Origin of the sequence: Erwinia sp. B116 (genome assembly GCF_002865965.1) — a bacterium.
GTDB lineage: Bacteria > Pseudomonadota > Gammaproteobacteria > Enterobacterales > Enterobacteriaceae > Erwinia.
In genome coordinates, this window is sequence record NZ_JRZZ01000009.1 from 1388 (window position 1) to 19369 (window position 17982).

16 protein-coding genes are annotated in these 17982 nt (G+C 60.2%); 8 read left to right on the forward strand and 8 right to left on the reverse strand.

Annotated elements, in window-relative coordinates:
* From NV64_RS08795 to NV64_RS08825, 7 genes are all read left to right on the forward strand, one after another.
* The coding region (locus NV64_RS08795) for an ImcF-related family protein (protein WP_304529217.1) at nt 1–1722 on the forward strand (1722 nt) is incomplete at its 5' end.
* Nucleotides 1722–3326 (forward strand): type VI secretion system protein TssA, encoded by a 1605-nt coding sequence (tssA, locus tag NV64_RS08800; RefSeq protein ID WP_101505762.1) that lies wholly within the window; start codon nt 1722–1724, stop codon nt 3324–3326. The genes NV64_RS08795 and tssA, both read left to right, overlap by 1 nt.
* Before the next feature lie 34 nt (nt 3327–3360).
* On the forward strand, nt 3361–5124 hold the full coding sequence (gene tssF, locus NV64_RS08805; RefSeq protein ID WP_101505763.1) for a type VI secretion system baseplate subunit TssF: 1764 nt from the start codon (nt 3361–3363) through the stop codon (nt 5122–5124).
* Nucleotides 5079–6182, forward strand: coding sequence for a type VI secretion system baseplate subunit TssG (tssG, locus tag NV64_RS08810; protein WP_101505764.1), 1104 nt, complete (start codon nt 5079–5081; stop codon nt 6180–6182). The genes tssF and tssG overlap by 46 nt, the downstream gene beginning before the upstream one ends.
* Nucleotides 6163–6699: a type VI secretion system lipoprotein TssJ gene (gene tssJ / locus NV64_RS08815; protein ID WP_199177639.1), complete on the forward strand. Its 537-nt coding sequence runs from the start codon at nt 6163–6165 to the stop codon at nt 6697–6699. Before tssG ends, tssJ begins: the two co-directional genes overlap by 20 nt.
* A gap of 1 nt (nt 6700) precedes the next feature.
* Complete coding sequence (tssE, locus tag NV64_RS08820) at nt 6701–7144, forward strand: type VI secretion system baseplate subunit TssE (protein ID WP_056231017.1); 444 nt, start codon at nt 6701–6703, stop codon at nt 7142–7144.
* Between the two features lie 39 nt (nt 7145–7183).
* Nucleotides 7184–8569, forward strand: coding sequence for a VasL domain-containing protein (locus NV64_RS08825; RefSeq protein WP_101505765.1), 1386 nt, complete (start codon nt 7184–7186; stop codon nt 8567–8569).
* A gap of 263 nt (nt 8570–8832) precedes the next feature.
* On the opposite strand, the gene fis is transcribed toward NV64_RS08825, so the two are convergent.
* From fis to msrP, 8 genes are all read right to left on the reverse strand, one after another.
* Complete coding sequence (fis, locus tag NV64_RS08830; protein WP_000462905.1) at nt 8833–9129, reverse strand: DNA-binding transcriptional regulator Fis; 297 nt, start codon at nt 9127–9129, stop codon at nt 8833–8835.
* A 25-nt stretch (nt 9130–9154) separates the two neighbouring features.
* Complete coding sequence (gene dusB / locus NV64_RS08835; protein ID WP_056232282.1) at nt 9155–10120, reverse strand: tRNA dihydrouridine synthase DusB; 966 nt, start codon at nt 10118–10120, stop codon at nt 9155–9157.
* A gap of 305 nt (nt 10121–10425) precedes the next feature.
* Nucleotides 10426–11307, reverse strand: a complete 882-nt coding sequence (prmA, locus tag NV64_RS08840; RefSeq protein WP_101505766.1) for a 50S ribosomal protein L11 methyltransferase — start codon at nt 11305–11307, stop codon at nt 10426–10428.
* 122 nt (nt 11308–11429) lie between these two features.
* On the reverse strand, nt 11430–12779 hold the full coding sequence (gene accC, locus NV64_RS08845) for an acetyl-CoA carboxylase biotin carboxylase subunit (RefSeq protein ID WP_056231024.1): 1350 nt from the start codon (nt 12777–12779) through the stop codon (nt 11430–11432).
* 11 nt (nt 12780–12790) lie between these two features.
* Nucleotides 12791–13264 carry an acetyl-CoA carboxylase biotin carboxyl carrier protein gene (accB, locus tag NV64_RS23675; RefSeq protein WP_056231026.1) on the reverse strand — a complete coding sequence of 158 codons (474 nt, stop codon included), beginning with the start codon at nt 13262–13264 and terminating at the stop codon, nt 12791–12793.
* A gap of 21 nt (nt 13265–13285) precedes the next feature.
* Nucleotides 13286–13741 carry a type II 3-dehydroquinate dehydratase gene (gene aroQ / locus NV64_RS23680; RefSeq protein WP_056231029.1) on the reverse strand — a complete coding sequence of 152 codons (456 nt, stop codon included), beginning with the start codon at nt 13739–13741 and terminating at the stop codon, nt 13286–13288.
* A gap of 249 nt (nt 13742–13990) precedes the next feature.
* The gene (msrQ, locus tag NV64_RS08855; RefSeq protein ID WP_101505767.1) at nt 13991–14596 is read right to left on the reverse strand and encodes a protein-methionine-sulfoxide reductase heme-binding subunit MsrQ; all 606 of its coding nucleotides are present in this window, start codon (nt 14594–14596) and stop codon (nt 13991–13993) included.
* Nucleotide 14597: 1 nt separating this feature from the next.
* Nucleotides 14598–15602 (reverse strand): protein-methionine-sulfoxide reductase catalytic subunit MsrP, encoded by a 1005-nt coding sequence (gene msrP / locus NV64_RS08860; RefSeq protein ID WP_101505768.1) that lies wholly within the window; start codon nt 15600–15602, stop codon nt 14598–14600.
* A gap of 382 nt (nt 15603–15984) precedes the next feature.
* Between msrP and csrD the strand changes: the two genes are divergently transcribed.
* On the forward strand, nt 15985–17934 hold the full coding sequence (gene csrD, locus NV64_RS08865) for an RNase E specificity factor CsrD (RefSeq protein ID WP_056231038.1): 1950 nt from the start codon (nt 15985–15987) through the stop codon (nt 17932–17934).
* Nucleotides 17935–17982: the final 48 nt, after the last annotated feature.

A 17982-nucleotide genomic window follows, 5' to 3' on the forward strand; every position in this document is an offset into this window, starting at 1 on the left:
AACACGGTGAGCCAGGCCCGCACCCGGCTGGTTCGCCTGACCGGCATGCGTAACAGCGAATCGACGCTGTACCAGAAAATGCTCTCTCAGGTGGCGCACCAGTACGCCGACCTGCGCCTGAGCGATATGGTGGCGGACACCGACGCCGCGCGGCTGTTCAGCAGCGAAGAGGTGGTGCCGGGGATGTTCACCCGCCAGGCATGGGAGCAGGCCGTTCAGCCGGCCATTGAAAAGGTGGTGAAAGCGCGCCGGAACGAGCTCGACTGGGTGCTGACCGACGGCAGGCAGCAGCCGCAGCAGGCGGGCTCGCCTGACGCGCTGAAAAAACGGCTGACGGAGCGTTATTTCGCTGATTTTGCCGGGGCGTGGCTGGCGTTTCTTAACAGCCTGCGCTGGAACCACGCCGCCACCCTGTCGGACTCCATCGACCAGCTGACCCTGATGGCGGACGTCCGCCAGTCGCCGCTGGTGGCGCTGATGAACCAGCTGAACGTCCAGGGGCGGACCGGGCAGACCGGGGGAGCGATCGCCGACTCGCTGGTGAAATCGGCGAAAAATCTGCTGGGCAGCAACGACCGGGATGCCATTGACCAGAGCGCCGGCGTGCAGGGGCCGCTGGATGCAACCTTTGGTCCGCTGCTGGCGCTGATGGACAAAACCCGCGCCGGCGCGCAGGCCCAGAGCCTGCAGTCTTATCTGACCCGCGTCACCCAGGTGCGTTTACGCCTGCAGCAGGTGACCAACGCCGCCGACCCGCAGGCGATGACCCGGACGCTGGCGCAGACGGTGTTCCAGGGCAAAGCGGTGGATCTGACCGAAACCCGCGACTACGGCAGCCTGGTGGCCGCCGGGCTGGGGCAGGAGTGGAGCGGCTTTGGCCGCACGGTGTTTGTGAACCCGCTGGAGCAGGCGTGGCAGCAGGTGCTGACCCCGGCGGCAGAGAGCCTGAACGCCCAGTGGCGGCAGGCGGTGGTTGCTGAGTGGAACGGCGCCTTCGGCGGGCGCTATCCGTTCAGCAGCGCCAGCAGCGACGCGTCGCTGCCGCTGCTGGCGAAATACCTGGACGCCGACGCCGGGCGCATCGCGCAGTTCCTGCAAACCCGTCTTAACGGCGTGCTGCACCGCGAGGGCAGCCACTGGGTGCCGGACGGCATCAACGCGCAGGGGCTGACCTTCAACCCAAAATTTATCGCCGCGATGAATACCCTCAGCCACATCGCCGACGTCGCCTTCACCCAGGGCACCGCCGGGATGCGCTTTGAGCTGCGCCCGGGCACCTCTGAAGGCGTGATGCAGACCAGCATGATCATCGACAGCCAGAAGCTGGTGTATATGAACCAGATGCCGCAGTGGCGGCGGGTGAACTGGCCTGCGGACACCGAAGCGCCGGGCGCCACCCTGAGCTGGGTAAGCACCCAGGCGGGGACGCGGCAGTTCGCCGATATTCCCGGCACCTGGGGCTGGATCCGCCTGCTGGACGCCGCCACCGTCAGCGCGTATCCCGGCGTAAGCAGCAGCTACAGCCTGAGCTGGAAGGCGCAGGACGGGCGCCCGCTTAACTACACCCTGCGCACCGAAGCGGGCGAGGGGCCGCTGGTCCTGCTCAGGCTGCGCAACTTCCGCCTGCCGGAAGCCATCTTCAGCGTGAACGCCACGCAGGCAGCGGCCCCGCTGACGGACACCCATGATGCCAAAACTGCCGGTGTGCAGGAGGATTACTGATGTCATCCCTGACCGTATTGCTTAGCGCCTGCCAGGCCGATCCCAAAACGTTACGGCAGCAGGCCTGCCAGCGTATCGCGCTGTGGGAAAGCTGGTTACTGCCGATCCCAGGCGACTCTCCAGCGGGTTCAGACCCGGGCTACGACGATGACTTCCAGCAGATCCGTGAAGAGGTCAACAAGCTGTCCGGAGCGGATACCGAACTGATCTGCCGGCTGGCAGAAAAACTCCTCACCGGCAGCGCCAAAGACATCCGCGTGGCGACCTGTTACTGCTGGGCGAAGCTGCACCGGGAAGGCGAACGCGGGCTGGCCGACGGGCTGGAGCTGCTGGCCGGTTTGCTGGAGCGCTTTGGTGCGCAGCTGCACCCGCAGCGCGACCGCAGCCGTAAAGCCGCGCTGGAGTGGCTGGCGAGTTCGCGCATCACCGACAGCCTCTCCCTGTACCCGGAAGTGGTGCGGGAAGAGGCGCTGCGCACCGCAGGCGCACTGTTGCAGATCGCTCAGCTCACCGCCCTGGAGCCGGATGAAACCCGCCCGGAGCTCGGTGGTCTGTACGGCGCCCTCGAATCGCGGCTGCAAAAAGCCGGCGGCGTGGATGCGCTGGTGCCGCAGAACGTCAGCGACAGCTCACCGGTGGTACAAAACGATGCCCCTGAAATCAGCCGCGTGACCTCCGGCCAGGATTTACTGGCCCAGGCGCGCACGCTGGCGGCGTATCTGCGCGAACAGCCGGACGGCTGGCTGTCGGCGCACCACCTGATGAAATGCGTGCGCCACGACACGCTGCAGCAGCTGCCCCCCCTGACGGGGGAGGGAAAAACCCGCATCGACCCGCCAAAACCCGATCAGCGTGCCCTCCTTAAGCGGCTTTATCTGCAGCAAAGCTGGAGCGAAATGCTGGAGCAGGCCGACAGCCTGTTCGGGCGCGGGGCCAACCATCTGTGGCTGGATTTACAGTGGTATGTCCACCAGGCCCTGCTGAAGCTGGGCAGAGAGAAACTGGCAGACATTATTGAGGCCGACCTGAAAGGCCTGCTGTCACGCCTTTCCGGGCTGGAAAGCCTGGCATTCAGTGACGGCACACCGTTCGCCGATGAAGTGACGATCCGCTGGATCCAGCAGAGCGTAACGGACACCGCCGGCGGCTGGGGCGAAGAGATCCAGGCCGCTCAGACCGGATCCGGACAGGATGACATCCTGGCGCTGGAGCCCGAAGCCGTGGCCGTAGCCGACAACGACGGCGCAGAGGCGGCGCTGAACTGGCTGCAAAACCGTCCGGGCATCACCACCGAACGGCAGAAATGGCTGCTGCGCCTGCTGATGGCGCGCGTGGCCGAGCAATACGGCAGGAACGCGCTGGCGACCTGCCTGTTCAGCGAACTGGGTACGCAGGCCGACGGCATCACCCTGACGCAGTGGGAACCCGCGCTGCTGTTTGAAGTCCGCGCCCGTCATCTCAGGCTCCTGCGCCTGAAAGCCGGACGCAGCGAAGCCGATAAAAAACGCCTCGCCCCGGAGATGGAACAGCTGCTGGCCGGGCTGATCCGGCTTGATCCTGCACGGGCTGCGGTGCTCTGTGATCAGGAAAGACTGACTTGTTAAGAACATTCTTTCTAAATTCTGAGTGATTATTTCTATGAAAGACCTGACCCTACGTTATTACGAAGCGGAAATGCGTTATCTCCGCGAAGCGGCGAAAGAGTTCGCCCGGACTCACCCCGATCGCGCCGCGATGCTGGATCTTGATAAGGCTGGCACGCCCGATCCCTACGTTGAGCGGCTGTTTGAAGGCTTTGCCTTCTCGATGGGGCGGCTGCGTGAAAAAATTGATGATGATCTGCCGGAGCTGACGGAAGGGCTGGTCAGCATGCTCTGGCCACACTATCTGCGCACCATTCCGTCGCTGTCGATTGTGGCGTTCACGCCGGAGCTGCAGGCCATGAAAATCGCCGAAACGGTGCCTGCGGGGACTGAAGTCTACTCCCGCCCGGTGGGGCCAAAGAACACCGTCTGCCGCTACCGCACCACGCGCGAAATGAGGCTCAACCCGCTGAGTGTCTCCGGCGTTACCATGACCACCGAGCCGGACGGGCGCTCGCTGCTGCGGCTGCGGCTGGCCTGCAGCGGCCAGGCGGACTGGTCGCATGCCGATCTCAGCCAGCTGAATTTTTATCTGGCGGCCGACGCGCCGGTCAGCAGCCAGCTGCACCAGATGCTGACCCGGCGTCAGGCGGCGCTGTATCTGCGTCTGCCCGGTCAGACGGAGCGCGTCCGGCTGGAGGGGCGCTTCACGCCGGGCGGGTTTGATGAGGACGACGGCCTGTGGCCGAAAGGGGATACCGGGTTCAGCGGCTATCAGCTGCTGCTGGAGTATTTCACCTTTCGCGAGAAATTTATGTTCGTGCGGCTGCACGGCCTGGAGGGCATTACGCCACCTGCGGGCGTGGCGTATTTCGATATCGAGGTGGTCTTTAATCAGCAGTGGCCGTCGGATTTGCCCGTTACGGATGACGCCATTCGCCTGCACTGTGTTCCGGTGATCAACCTGTTCACGCTGGAGGCCGATCCGCTGACGATTTCAGGGCTGGAGAGCGAATATCTGCTGCGGCCAAAGCGTTTGCAGGACGGGTATACCGAGATTTATTCGGTGGATTCGGTCACCGGCTCCAGCCGTACCAGCCATGCCGAGTATGTGCCGTTCAGCAGTTTTCGCCACAAAGGTGGCATGATGCGCCGCCATGCGCCGCCCCGCTATTACCACACGCGGGTGAAGCGTGGCGTCACCGGGCTGCACGACACCTGGCTCATTCTGGGCGGAATGCACTGGGAGGAAGATCGCAGCGTTGTTCGTGAAACCGTCTCCCTGCAGATCACCGGCACCAACGGACAGCTGCCGCGCCGGGCGCTGCAGAGCACACTGCTGGATCGCTGCGAGCAGGTGGTGCAGGCCAGAGTGACGGTGAATAACCTTTGCAAGCCAACGCTGCCGGTGTATCCCCCGGCCGAAGACCGGTTTCACTGGCGCGTGCTGAGCCATCTCGGCTCCGGTTTTCTCAATATGATGAGCAGCGCCGAGGTGCTGCGCGGCACGCTGGCACTCTACAACTGGCAGGAGGACGAACTCAACAACCGTCGGCTTGAGGCTATCCGGCAGGTCGACCATCACCGCATTCAGCGCTTTGAACAGGGGTTCCTGCTGCGCGGGCTGGAGATTGAAGTCACCCTCGACAGCAGCGGTTTTACCGGGGAAGGGGATATCCACCTGTTCGGCGAACTGCTTAACCGCTTCTTTGCGCTCTACGCCGATATGAACCAGTTTAACCAGCTCACCCTTATCGTTCAGCCAGAAGGAAAATGCATCCGGTGGAAAGAGAATCACAGTCCGCGCCTGCCCGGCTGATGGCACAACTGGGCGACCGGTTGCCGGTCACCAACTTTTATCGTTTTTGTCAGCTGCTGGAGCAAAGTCAGCCCGATAAACCGGTAACCGGCAGCAGCTGGCAGCTGCGCCATGAACCGGTGCGCTTTCGTCCGCATCCGGGAATGGGGTTTCCGGCGTCGGAAATCAAAGGGCTGGAAGCGCCGGAACATCCGCATCTGCCGCCGACGATCCGCGTCACCTTTATGGGGCTTTACGGCGTTGAATCGCCGCTGCCCACGCACTATATCAACGACATTACCCAGTGCCGGGAAGGGTATGAGGCCACGGCGGATTTTCTCGATATCTTCAACCACCGGCTGATTGCTCAGTACTACCGCATCTGGCGGAAATACGCTTATCCGGCCACGTTTGCCGAGGGCGGAACGGACAAAACCTCGCAGTATCTGCTGGGGCTGGCCGGGTTGGGGATCGACGGCTGTGCGGAGACTATCGCCACCCCGGCTTCGCGTTTTCTGGCGCTGCTGCCGGTGATGCTGCTGCCTGGTCGTACTGCAGAAGGCATGGCGTCGCTGGTGCGCCTGCTGGCGCCCGATACGCAGGCGAAAGTCTGGCATCACGATAAACGGCGGGTACCCCTGAAAAAGCCGCTGTGTATGAGCGTGCGCACGCCTGCCACGCTGAAGAGGCGCCCGGTGATGGGCGCGTATGCCACCGATGTGAACGGCCAGGTGCTGATGCAGCTGACAACAACAAACCGGGCCGAGGTGCAGGGCTGGCTACCCGGCGGCGACCTGCATACGGACCTGACGGCGCTGCTGCATGTGTATCTGGGCTCCCGCCTTGATGTACGGCTCCAGCTGCGGGTGGAGCGCAGCTTATTACCGGATGCGACTCTGAGCAGTCAGCCCCGGATGGGGGACGCACAACTCGGGCGTACGGCGATATTACGGCCGCTTAACACGGCAAAGACCCCCACACACACTCAAACAATAACCATCAATCTGGGCCGCTATGCGCGCGTCCGGGAGAATAATCACCGCAGGGAGACCGATGAAGATGGCGATTACTACTGGTAAAACCCCGATGCTCATGCTGGCATCGGGCATCGTGATGCTGCTGGCCGGCTGTGGCCTGACGCAGAAAGTCACCGACGGCACCGTAGCCGTCACAAAGTCGATTTTTTATAAGCAGGTCAAAACACTGCATCTTGATATCCGCGCCCGTGAGGCCGTGAACAGCAATGCCGGGGGCGTGGCGCTCTCTGCGGTGGTGCGCATCTATCAGCTGAAAGACCGTAAAAAGTTCGACAGCACGGATTATCCGTCGCTGTTCGCCACCGACAGCCAGGCCATTAAGGCTGATTTGCTGGCAGAGAAAGATATTCGCCTGCAGCCGGGCGGCGCGGTGACTATCGATATGCCGATGGAAGAGGATGCACAGTATGTGGCCGTGGCAGGGATGTTTATGACCCCGGACCAGGCGAATAACACCTGGCGGGTGGTGCTCTCCCGCGAAGACCTCGACCCGGACAAAGCCCGGGTGATTGAGGCGGGCAATAACCAGCTGACGCTGATACCGCTTAAGGAGAAGTGAGATGCCGCATCCCTCGATCTATGAAACGCTGTTCGGCAACTTCGCCGGCGGCCTCGACATCAACCAGGTCAGCGAACAAAACCAGGTGATTCTGTCGGTGCTCGACAATATGCAACGCATTCTTAGCTGCCGCGCCGGCACGCTGGAGCACCTGCCCGATTATGGCCTGCCGGATATGACCATCATCCTGCAGGGGATGCCCGGCACCGCGCACCAGCTGATGACCACGCTGTCTGACGTGCTGCTGCGCTACGAGCCGCGCCTGAGCCGTATCAGGGTCGACATGCTACCGCAGGTCATTCCCGGCGAACTGCGCTACACCCTCGACGCGGAACTGAAAGGTATCGGCCTGGTGCGCTACGGCACCGAATTTCAGCCCGAGGGCCGGGTGCTGATCCGCCATATGAAACAGCAGCAGTATCTGGACGCGCGCGCCTCGCTGTAGCAGGCGCAACCCTTCTGTCATCACAATCTGAAAGCTGATATGAATAACTTATCTGAACGTTACCTGAAAACCGGCGGCGATCCGCGCACGCTGGTGGATTACACGGCCCTGCGCGACGAGCTGGGCAAGCTGTCTCACCCCGCGCGACCGGACGTTAACTGGCCGCTGGTTGAAAAACGCTGCCTCTCGCTGTTCGAACATAACGGCGTCGAGCTGCAAACGGCGGCCTGGTACACTCAGGCTCGCGCGCAGCTGGGGGGCCTTGCCGGGCTGAACGAGGGGCTGGCTATTCTTGAGGCGTTAATCAGTCATCAGTGGGGCAGCCTGTGGCCGCAGCAGGCGCATGCACGGGTGGAGATCCTGAGCACGCTCAGCCGTCGTTTGCAGCAGATGATGCGCACGCTGCCGGTCAGCTACGGCGACCTCAGCCAGCTGTACTGCGCAGAACAACAGCTCAACCGTCTGAACGAGGTATTGCAGCGCCTGGAGCTGCGGCACCTGAGCCAGTTCGATGCGCTGGCCGCGCTGATGCACGCCAGCGCGGTGCGGCTGGAGAATAGCGAGGCCACCTCGGGTAGCGGTGCTGCACCGCCGTCCACCGTTTTTCTGCCGGCCGGCGCGCCGCGTTTATCGGGTGCTGAACCGGCGGCGGCTGAAATCCGGCCCGCCGCGATCAAGTGGGTGTATGTTGCGCAGGCACAGCCGGAGCCTGATATCGCGTGCAATCCGGAAATATCGCCAAAGCCCGGCCGCTGGCTGCCCTTTGCCGCCGGGATGCTCGCCATGCTGCTGCTGGGCGGGGCGGGGCAGTGGATTTGGCACCACCTGCAGCGGTCCGATCCGCGGGAATCGCAACTGCAGGCGTCCCTGTCGCCGCTGCCGCTGCCGCTCACCCCCGGGGAGGCTCAGGGGCTGAAACCTGAAAGCCTGTCTGCGGAGGACGTTGTCCGCCGTACGGAACAACAGCTGGCGCGCTTAACGGCGTTGCCCCCGGACGGGGCACTGGAATTTGCGCAGCGGCTTATCCGCCAGGCACGGGCGCTTAACCCCGGTGATGCAGCAGTCAACACAATAGCCACAGAGTGGCAGCAGCAGCTGAAGGCCGCGGCGCTGCCTGAAGAGGCACTGGACGGCTGGCAGCAGGGGATGGCGCAGTTACAGCAGCTGACGGCGAAGCTGAATGCCCTTGACGGCCAGCGCGGTAAATATATGACGGTCAGCGAGCTGAAATCGGTGGTGTATAACGCCACCCAGGCGTTCAACCGTTCGGTCCCCGCCGAAGAGCAGCTGCGCCTCTTTTCACTCAGCCCTTCCGACTTTCAGCGGCGGCAAGTGGAGCTGGCGCTGGAACAGCTGCAGAAGCGCTATTTTTTACTTAAACAAGAGAATACGGGAGATAAAACTGAGGGGCGCGGCGCGGGGTGAGGCGCGTTCCGGGATTTGCATCAAGGCGGGCTTGCGCTGGTGAACATCGGAGATGCTACCGATCGCTGTCGGGAAGGTTGCAGCATGCCGGGCGTTGCATCAATGCAGGGGTACGCAAGGAAGGCCGCTGAGGCGCTCTTTTTAGATCTCTGATGACCTGCCAGCGTTCACGCCCCGGTGAAGCCGGTGGTGTGGAGCATCCAATAAAAAGCGCCTGGCCCATAGGGACAAGCGCTTTCGAAACAACATGATAGCCGGGGCTATTAGTTCATGCCGTATTTTTTCAGTTTCTTACGCAGTGTACCGCGGTTGATACCCATCATCAGGGCTGCACGGGTCTGGTTGCCACGGGTGTATTGCATCACCATGTCCAACAGAGGCTGTTCTACTTCAGCCAGTACCAGCTCATACAGGTCATTAACGTCCTGACCGTTCAGTTGAGCAAAATAGTTCTTCAGTGCCTGTTTAACCGAATCACGCAGTGGCTTTTGGGTCACCTGATCCTGTGAGTTAACGGTTGAAACAGTCAGTACGTCAGAATTTACGCGTTGTTCGAACATAGTTCTGTCAGCTCTTTATTTCTAATTACGCAAGATTTTCGAAGTATGCCTCCAACGCCTCCAGCTGTTCGCTGGCATCCTCAATGGCGTTGAATGTGCGCCGAAACTGGTCGTTAGGGGCGTGCTCCTGCAGATACCAGGAGACGTGTTTCCGGGCAATACGGTATCCCTTGCCGTGACCATAAAAGTCGTGCAGTTCCCGTAAGTGCCCGATGAGCAAGTGCTTTACCTCAGCCAGCGGCTTCGGTGCCAGCAGCTCCCCTGTGTCCAGATAATGCTGGATTTCCCGGAAGATCCACGGTCTTCCCTGAGCTGCACGTCCTATCATCAGGGCATCGGCCCCCGTATAGTCAAGTACCGCTCTGGCTTTATGCGGGTCAGTAATGTCCCCATTCGCGATAACCGGAATGGATACGTTCTGCTTAACTGTCCGAATGCTGTCGTACTCAGCGTTGCCGTTGAACAAACACGCGCGTGTGCGTCCGTGAATGGTCAGGGCCTGAATACCGCAGCGTTCAGCCAATTGGGCAATCTCTACGCAATTGCGGTTGTCGCTGTCCCAGCCGGTGCGAATTTTCAGGGTGACAGGCACGTCAACTGCATTGACCACCGCCGAGAGGATAGACCTCACCAGCTCAGGGTGTTGCAGCAGCGCGGAACCTGCCATCTTACGATTCACTTTTTTGGCCGGGCACCCCATATTGATGTCGATCACCTGCGCGCCTGATGCTGCATTGATGCGCGCGGCGGCGGCCATCTCGTCCGGGTCACAACCGGCAATTTGCACGGTGCGGATACCGGGTTCGTCACTGTGTACCATACGCAAACGGGATTTATCGCTGGCCCAGACTTCCGGGTTCGACGACAGCATCTCGGAAACGGTCATCCCGGCTCCCATTGCATAGCAAAGGGTCCTGAATGGCCTGTCGGTAATGCCGGCCATTGGGGCTGCAATCAAACGATTACGAAGCTGGTGATTTCCTATGCGCATGAAAAAAAAGTGACCATAGTGTGTCCGCAAGGCGGCGTATATTACGCATTTTTTCAGGAAGATGAAAGGCCAAACTTTGAACAATCCTGCTTCACCCCCCCATCCAGGGCCTTACAGGATGTGGTAATTTAAATTTTATCTTTAAAATACAGTTAATTATAAAAATTTAGATTAAATTGTGTACAAAGATTTTTCTTTTTTTGTGAGCGGGATAACAACATAAATCACGTCAGTTTGCCGCATATTCGATACATGTGACGTAAGAAGAGGCCTGGTACAGCGTATCCAGGCTGCACCAGTTCGCCTTAGCGACGTACGCCGGTAATGCGGCACCACTCCTCTTTTTCGGCTACCGGGTCCAGCGCAAAGGTGTCGGCATACGCCTCGCACACGCTCTCCGCCTGGCTGGCCAGCACGCCCGAAAGACCAAGGTGGCCGCCGTTGACCGGCAGGACGCTAATCAGCGGAGCCAGCTCGCGCAGCGGGCCGGCGAGGATGTTAGCGACCACCACGTCAGCGCTGAGGTTGTCCGGCTGCTGCTGCGGCAGGTACAGTGACAGGCGTTCAGAGACGCCGTTACGTTCGGCGTTATCGCGGCTGGCCTGGATCGCCTGCGGATCGATGTCGATCCCGATGGCCTGGGCGGCACCGAGCTTCAGCGCGGCGATAGCCAGAATGCCGGAGCCGCAGCCGAAGTCGATAACCGTTTTACCCACCAGATCGAGGCCGTCCAGCCATGCAAGGCACAGTGCGGTGGTCGGGTGCGTGCCGGTACCAAATGCCAGCCCCGGATCGAGCATCACGTTGACCGCGTTCGGGTCCGGCACGTCGCGCCAGCTCGGGCAGATCCACAGCCGCTCGCCGAAACGCATCGGGTGGAAGTTGTCCATCCACTCGCGCTCCCAGTCTTTATCCTCGATCTGCTCGATCTTATGGCGGAAACCGGCGCCGAGCAGCGGATGCTGTTCCAGCCCGGCGACCACGTCCGGCATCTCGGTTTCGGCGTCAAACAGGCCAATCACGTCGGTATCGCCCCACAGCAGGGTTTCACCTGGCAGCGGTTCGAACACCGGGTTATCGTGGGTGTCCTGGAAGGTCACCGAGACGGCACCGTTCTCAATCAGCGCGTCGCCCAGCTCTTCAGCCTGAGCGCCGGTGGTGTTGATCTTCATTTGAATCCACGGCATAGCGGCTCTCTCAACAAATTCAGCATAGAAAAAGGGCCGAACGCAGTCGGCCCCTGAAGATGTGCGGGCCAGCTGGCTGGCCCGCGACGGCAGGGCTGACCGCAGTCAGACCCGCCCGGCAGTTACTTCTCCTGCAGGCCGAGTTTCTTCTCCAGATAGTGGATGTTGGTACCACCCTTCTGGAAGTTCTCGTCTGACATGATTTTCATCTGCAGTTCGATGTTGGTTTTGATGCCGTCGATAATCAGCTCGGCCAGCGCATTTTTCATGCGCGAGATCGCCACTTCGCGGGTCTCACCAAAGGTGATCAGCTTGCCAATCATCGAATCGTAGTACGGTGGCACCGTGTAGCCGGCATAGATATGCGATTCCCAGCGCACGCCAAAACCGCCTGGCGCGTGGAAGCGGGTAATCTTGCCCGGGCTAGGCAGGAAGGTGTTCGGGTCTTCGGCGTTGATACGGCATTCTACCGCATGGCCGCGCACCACCACGTCTTCCTGTTTGATCGACAGCGGCTGACCGGCAGCGATGCGCAGCTGCTCTTTGATCAGATCCACGCCGGTGATCATCTCGGTTACCGGATGCTCTACCTGGATACGGGTGTTCATCTCAATGAAGTAGAACTCGCCGTTTTCAAACAGGAACTCGAAGGTACCCGCGCCGCGATAGCCGATATCAATACAGGCTTTCGCGCAGCGTTCGCCGATAAAGCGGCGCAGCTCTTCGGTGATGCCCGGTGCCGGAGCCTCTTCCACCACTTTCTGGTGGCGGCGCTGCATCGAACAGTCACGTTCGGCGAGGTAAACCGCGTTGCCCTGGCCGTCTGCCATCACCTGAATTTCAATGTGGCGCGGGTTTTCCAGGTACTTCTCCATGTACACCATGTCGTTGTTGAAAGCCGCTTTGGCTTCCGCTTTCGTCATGAGAATGGACTGTTCCAGCTCTTTTTCGCTGCGCACGACGCGCATGCCGCGACCGCCGCCGCCGCCGGAGGCTTTGATGATCACCGGGTAGCCGATGCGCTGGCCGTGGGCACGGTTTTTATCCATGTCTTCGGTCAGCGGGCCGTCGGAGCCGGGTACGGTCGGCACGCCGGTTTTTTTCATCGCGGTGATGGCCGACACTTTGTCACCCATCAGGCGGATGGTTTCCGCTTTCGGACCAACAAAGATAAAGCCTGAACGCTCAACCTGCTCGGCGAAATCGGCATTCTCAGAGAGGAAGCCGTAGCCCGGGTGGATGGCGACCGCACCGGTGATCTCGGCCGCTGAGATCAGCGCCGGGATATTCAGGTAACTTTTAACCGACTGCGCCGGGCCGATGCAGACGGTTTCATCCGCCAGCAGCACGTGCTTCAGGTCACGGTCCGCGGTAGAGTGCACGGCAACGGTTTTGATGCCCAGTTCTTTACAGGCGCGCAGAATACGCAGCGCGATCTCACCACGGTTAGCAATTACAATTTTATCCAGCATGCTTGGCCTCGTTATTCGATGATGACCAGCGGCTCGTCAAATTCGACTGGCTGACCGCTTTCTACCAGGATCGCTTTCACGGTACCGGATTTATCGGCTTCGATCTGGTTCATCATTTTCATCGCTTCAACGATGCACAGGGTTTCCCCGGCGGTGACTTTCTGGCCTACTTCAACAAAGGCTTTCGCATCCGGAGAAGGGGTACGGTAGAAGGTACCGACCATCGGAGAACGCACGATATGGCCACTGATCGCAGCAGGAGCCGGAGCTTCCATCGCAGGCACGGTCGCGGGTGCAACGGCGGTTGCCAGCGCAGGCTGTTGCTGCATCATAGGTGCAGCATACGCCTGCTGCATCATTGGGTAACCCATGCTGGCCGGGGAACGGCTGATGCGTACCGACTCTTCACCTTCAGAAATTTCCAGTTCTGCGATGCCTGATTCTTCAACCAGTTCGATCAGTTTTTTAATCTTACGAATATCCATGAGTGTGGTTCCGTACTCTGTTTAATTAGATGATGATAACAGGCGTTTTACGGCCGTCTGTAAAGCCCAGGAGTAACCGTCGGCGCCAAGCCCACAGATCACTCCGGCAGAAATATCAGAAAGATATGAATGATGGCGAAAGGGCTCGCGGGCATGCACGTTGGACAGATGCACCTCGATAAACGGGATGCTCACCGCCAGCAGCGCATCACGCAGTGCGACGCTGGTATGGGTGAATGCCGCCGGGTTAATAACGATATAATCGACGTTGCCTCTCGCCTCATGAATGCGGTCAATCAGCGCGTACTCCGCGTTCGACTGCAGATGGCTGAGCCGCACGTGCAGCCGTTCAGCCTCGGCGGTCAGCCCGCTGACGATCTCGGCCAGCGTGGTGCTGCCATACTTCTCAGGTTCGCGGGTGCCCAGCAGATTCAGGTTGGGACCGTTCAAAACGAGTACGTGAAACTTATCCGTCATCTTGCTGCTATCTCCTGCGATAAGTGAGGCATCGCACAAAATACATGGGCAGAAGCGATTTGTCACCTTTTCTGGTAAAAATCAGCGCGGTCTGAGCCTCAAAGGCGGGCATTATAACCATATCACTGCAATTAGCAGCTAAATACTGGTCGTATCAGCGAAGATGATCAACTGCGCCAGGACAAAAAGGCGCAGTCGGTTAACGGGAATGTGCCGCAGCGCACGCATTTTAACGGCCGATGGGCCATTTCAACGCGTCAGCCACGAACGCAGCTTTTTGTAGCGTAATGCCAGCAGGATCGCCGCCGCCAGCGCATAAATCCACGGCTGCGGCGACAGGGTTTTCACCGACCACAGATAGTGGACAGGCGCGAGGATGGCGACCAGATAGACGCCGTTGTGCAACGTCTGCCAGCGCTTACCCAGCCGGTTCTGCGCGCGTTTGAACGAGGTGGCGGCCAGCAGCAGCAAAATAGCCCAGCAGAGGATGCCCAGCGTCAGGTAGGGCCGCGAGATTAACTCCGATCCCAGCAGGCTGAGGTTGCTCAGCCCCAGCTCCAGCAGCGAGTAGCTGACCAGATGCAGGCTTGCCCAGGCAAAACACCAGAGACCCAGCAGCCGGCGCACGCGGATCAGCAGCGGCTGTTTCGCGTAGCGCGCCACCGGCGTAACCAGCAGCGAGGCCAGCAGGAACTTCAGCGCCATTCGCCCGGTGAAGTGCTGGATATCTTTCGCCGGATCGGCGCTGAACGCGCCCTGATCGATAGCAAACAGCAGCCAGAGAAAGGGCAACAGCCCGGCCAGGTGCAGCAGCCCTTTCAGCCACGTAATCTGCCTGACCGTCAGGCGCGGCATGTCAGTAGTTCTCCCGCAGGTCAAGGCCGCGGTACAGCGACGCCACCTGGTCGCCGTAGCCGTTAAACAGCAGCGTCGGCTGGCGCTTCACGTCCAGGATCCCGCCCGGTCCGATAATGCGCTCACTGGCCTGCGACCAGCGCGGATGGTCCACGTGCGGGTTCACGTTGGCGTAGAAGCCGTACTCGTCGCCGGCCAGCTGGTTCCAGGTGGTGGGCGGCAGGTCGCGCACCAGGCTGATTTTGACGATCGACTTAATGCCCTTAAAGCCATACTTCCATGGCACCGTAAGGCGGATCGGCGCACCGTTTTGCGGCGGCAGCGCTTTGCCGTAAACGCCGGTGGTCAGCAGGGTCAGCGGATGCATCGCCTCGTCCAGCCGCAGCCCTTCAACATAGGGATAGTTCAGGCCACCGCCGATAAAACGATCCTGCTGTCCGGGCATCTGATCCGGAGCGTAGAGGGTCTGAAACGCCACGTAGCGCGCATGGCTGGTTGGCTCTGCTGCCTGCAGCAGCTTGCCAAGTTCAAAACCAATCCACGGCACCACCATCGACCAGGCCTCCACGCAGCGCATGCGGTAGATACGCTGTTCGAGCGGAAAACGTTTAAAGATGTCGTCCATATCCAGCGTCAGCGGTTTGGCAACTTCACCGTCGATCTGCACCTTCCAGTCGGCGGTTTTAAGCGTGCCGGCATTGGCCGCCGGGTCAGCCTTATCCAGGCCGAACTCATAGAAGTTGTTATAGCCGGTGACCTTATCTTCCGGCGTCAGAATCAGGTCGGCCTGGTACTGCGCGGGTTTACTGTAGTCAAGCGGCTTGCCTGGCGGGGCCTTCGGGCGATCGTTGCCTTTAAACCAGGAGAGTACGTCGGCGTGGGCCGCCGTGGGCAATGCCAGCGCCGCGGTGCTGATGCCCAGCGCCTTCAGCAGTTCCCGGCGGCGGGTGTTAAAGACGCTCTCCGGGGTGACATCATTTTCTGTGAGCTTTCTGTGAGCTTTCATCGGTCGTTACTCGGGTTCTGAGGGGATTAAGTAAAATCATGGCCTGTCCGGAGCCATTCAGCGAATTTCCGCACGAAAATAGTCCCGGCTGACAGGCTCAGGGTATTGACCAGCTAACGCGGCGTGGATCTGTCTGAATGAGCGTGTAAGAATTCCCTTAAAAGGGAGCTTCGCTATTTCATCAGTAACAGTAATGACTATACTCGGGAAAAACTCATCTTTATCTGAGTGAAAGTAAGCACAAGGTAAGCAAACGTAACCAGAGATGTGATATTTTCCCTCAACTCTGCCAGCGGCCATACCGGTTCGCTCAGGCCATCAGCAACCGGGCTGCGGCGGCGCGCTAATAACGTGCGATCGTCACAGTGATATGGGCACAAGGATGCGATTAACCAGTAAACTCTCTGCGATTTTTTCCCTGCTGTGTCTGCTGGCGGTGCTGCTGATGCTGGCCGGCTCGGCGCTGAGTTTTTTTACCCTCAGCAGCCAGCGCGCGGAAGATCGCCTGCAGCGAATGGCAGAGGATATCGACCGGGCGCTGGAGACGCAGCCCGCGGCGCAGATTGAACCCGCGCTGCAGCCGCTGATGAACCCGCTACAGCTGGAGCACATCGCGCTGTATCAACGGGGGGAGCGGATTTTTCTTATCACCCGCCATCAGCAGCCGCTGATTGATGACCTGCCAAACCGCTATCGCCAGACCCGCCTTACCCTCTCGCAGCACCCCGACGTGACGCTGGAAATAACCCGCATCGATACCACCAAAACCTGGTTTACCTCGATGATAGGCGCGTCGACGCTGCTGGCGGTGATCGTGGTGGTGACGATCATGTCGCTGCTGCTGCTGCAGGCCCATCGCTGGCTGCGGCAGCAGTTGCAGGGGATGGAACGGCTGGAAGCGCGCGCGGCGGCGATTATCCGCGGTGAGCGCGCCGGTATCCGCCAGGGGTCGGTTCACGAGTGGCCACCCAAGGCCAGCAGCGCCATCGACCTGCTGCTGGCCGACCTGAAAGAGGCCGGGGAACAGCATACCCGTATTGATACCTTAATCCGCGCCTTTGCCGCGCAGGACGCGCGCACCGGGCTGAATAACCGGCTGTTTTTTGATAACCAGCTGGCAACGCTGCTGGAAGATTCGGAAGCGGTCGGCACCCACGGCATGGTAATGATGATCCGCCTGCCGGATTTTGACAGCCTGCGCGAACGCTGGGGCAGCGGGCCGGTACAGGAGTATCTGTTTGCACTGGTGAACATGCTCTCTACTTTTGTGTTGCGCTATCCGGGCGCGCTGCTGGCGCGCTATTTCCGCACCGATTTTGCCGTGCTGCTGCCACACCGCAGCGTCAGGGATGCCGACGGCATTGCCTCGCAGCTGATCAAGGCGGTCGATTCGCTGCCGCCGACGCGGATGGTCGACAGCAGCGATATGATTCATATCGGTATTAGCGGCTGGCGGGGTGGGCAGACCACCCAGCAGGTGATGGAGAGCGCCGAACTGGCGACCCGCAACGCGATGCTGCAGGGCGGTAACGGCTGGTCGCTCGGCGACGGGGCACAAAATGATTTCACCCGCGGCAGCGTCAGGTGGCGCACGCTGCTGGAGAATACGGTGAACCGCGGTGGGCCCCGGTTGTACCAGAAACCTGCGGTAATGCACGACGGGCTGGTGCACCACCGCGAGTTGCTGCCGCGCATTTTTGATGGCGATAAAGAGCTGCTGGCGGCGGAATACCTGCCGCTGGTTCAGCAGCTGGGTCTGGCTGAGCGCTACGACCGCCAGCTGGTCGCCCGGGTGGTGGCGCTGACGGCGCAGTGGCCGGAAGAGACGCTGGCCATTCCGCTGACGCTTGACTCGCTGCTGCAGCGATCTTTCCTGCTCTGGCTGCGTGACAGCCTGCTGCAATGCACTAAATCACAACGAAAACGCATTTTATTTGAACTTGCAGAAGCAGATGTTTGTCAACACATCAACCGTCTGGCACCGGTGTTCCGTTTGCTCTACGGTTTCGGCTGTCGGGTGGCGGTCACCCAGGCGGGATTAACGGTGGTCAGCACCGCTTATATCAGGCAGTTTCAGGTCGGGCTGATCAAGCTGCATCCAGGGCTGGTGCGCAACATTGAACGGCGCACGGAAAATCAGCTGTTTGTGCAGAGTCTGCTGGAAAGCTGTAAGCACACCTCAACGCAGGTTTTCGCCACCGGCGTGCGCTTCAAACAGGAGTGGCAGACGCTGGTGGAACTGGGTGTCACCGGGGGGCAGGGGGACTTTTTCGCCACCTCCCAACCGGTTAACAGTAACGTGAAAAAATATTCGCAAAGATATCGAGTTTAGTCTGCCGTTACGCGGCTTTTCACGTAGAATAGCCGCGCGGTTGTGGTT

What these genes read in the sequence shown, in the direction of transcription:
- tssF (WP_101505763.1), top strand. Translation starts at nt 3,361, where the DNA reads ATGAAAGACCTGACCCTACGTTATTACGAAGCGGAAATGCGTTATCTC.
- prmA (WP_101505766.1), bottom strand. Translation starts at nt 11,307, where the DNA reads ATGCCGTGGATTCAAATGAAGATCAACACCACCGGCGCTCAGGCTGAA.
- aroQ (WP_056231029.1), bottom strand. Translation starts at nt 13,741, where the DNA reads ATGACGGATAAGTTTCACGTACTCGTTTTGAACGGTCCCAACCTGAAT.
- msrQ (WP_101505767.1), bottom strand. Translation starts at nt 14,596, where the DNA reads ATGCCGCGCCTGACGGTCAGGCAGATTACGTGGCTGAAAGGGCTGCTG.
- tssE (WP_056231017.1), top strand. Translation starts at nt 6,701, where the DNA reads ATGCCGCATCCCTCGATCTATGAAACGCTGTTCGGCAACTTCGCCGGC.
- tssG (WP_101505764.1), top strand. Translation starts at nt 5,079, where the DNA reads ATGCATCCGGTGGAAAGAGAATCACAGTCCGCGCCTGCCCGGCTGATG.
- msrP (WP_101505768.1), bottom strand. Translation starts at nt 15,602, where the DNA reads ATGAAAGCTCACAGAAAGCTCACAGAAAATGATGTCACCCCGGAGAGC.
- accC (WP_056231024.1), bottom strand. Translation starts at nt 12,779, where the DNA reads ATGCTGGATAAAATTGTAATTGCTAACCGTGGTGAGATCGCGCTGCGT.
- accB (WP_056231026.1), bottom strand. Translation starts at nt 13,264, where the DNA reads ATGGATATTCGTAAGATTAAAAAACTGATCGAACTGGTTGAAGAATCA.
- fis (WP_000462905.1), bottom strand. Translation starts at nt 9,129, where the DNA reads ATGTTCGAACAACGCGTAAATTCTGACGTACTGACTGTTTCAACCGTT.
- tssA (WP_101505762.1), top strand. Translation starts at nt 1,722, where the DNA reads ATGTCATCCCTGACCGTATTGCTTAGCGCCTGCCAGGCCGATCCCAAA.
- tssJ (WP_199177639.1), top strand. Translation starts at nt 6,163, where the DNA reads ATGGCGATTACTACTGGTAAAACCCCGATGCTCATGCTGGCATCGGGC.
- NV64_RS08825 (WP_101505765.1), top strand. Translation starts at nt 7,184, where the DNA reads ATGAATAACTTATCTGAACGTTACCTGAAAACCGGCGGCGATCCGCGC.
- dusB (WP_056232282.1), bottom strand. Translation starts at nt 10,120, where the DNA reads ATGCGCATAGGAAATCACCAGCTTCGTAATCGTTTGATTGCAGCCCCA.
- csrD (WP_056231038.1), top strand. Translation starts at nt 15,985, where the DNA reads ATGCGATTAACCAGTAAACTCTCTGCGATTTTTTCCCTGCTGTGTCTG.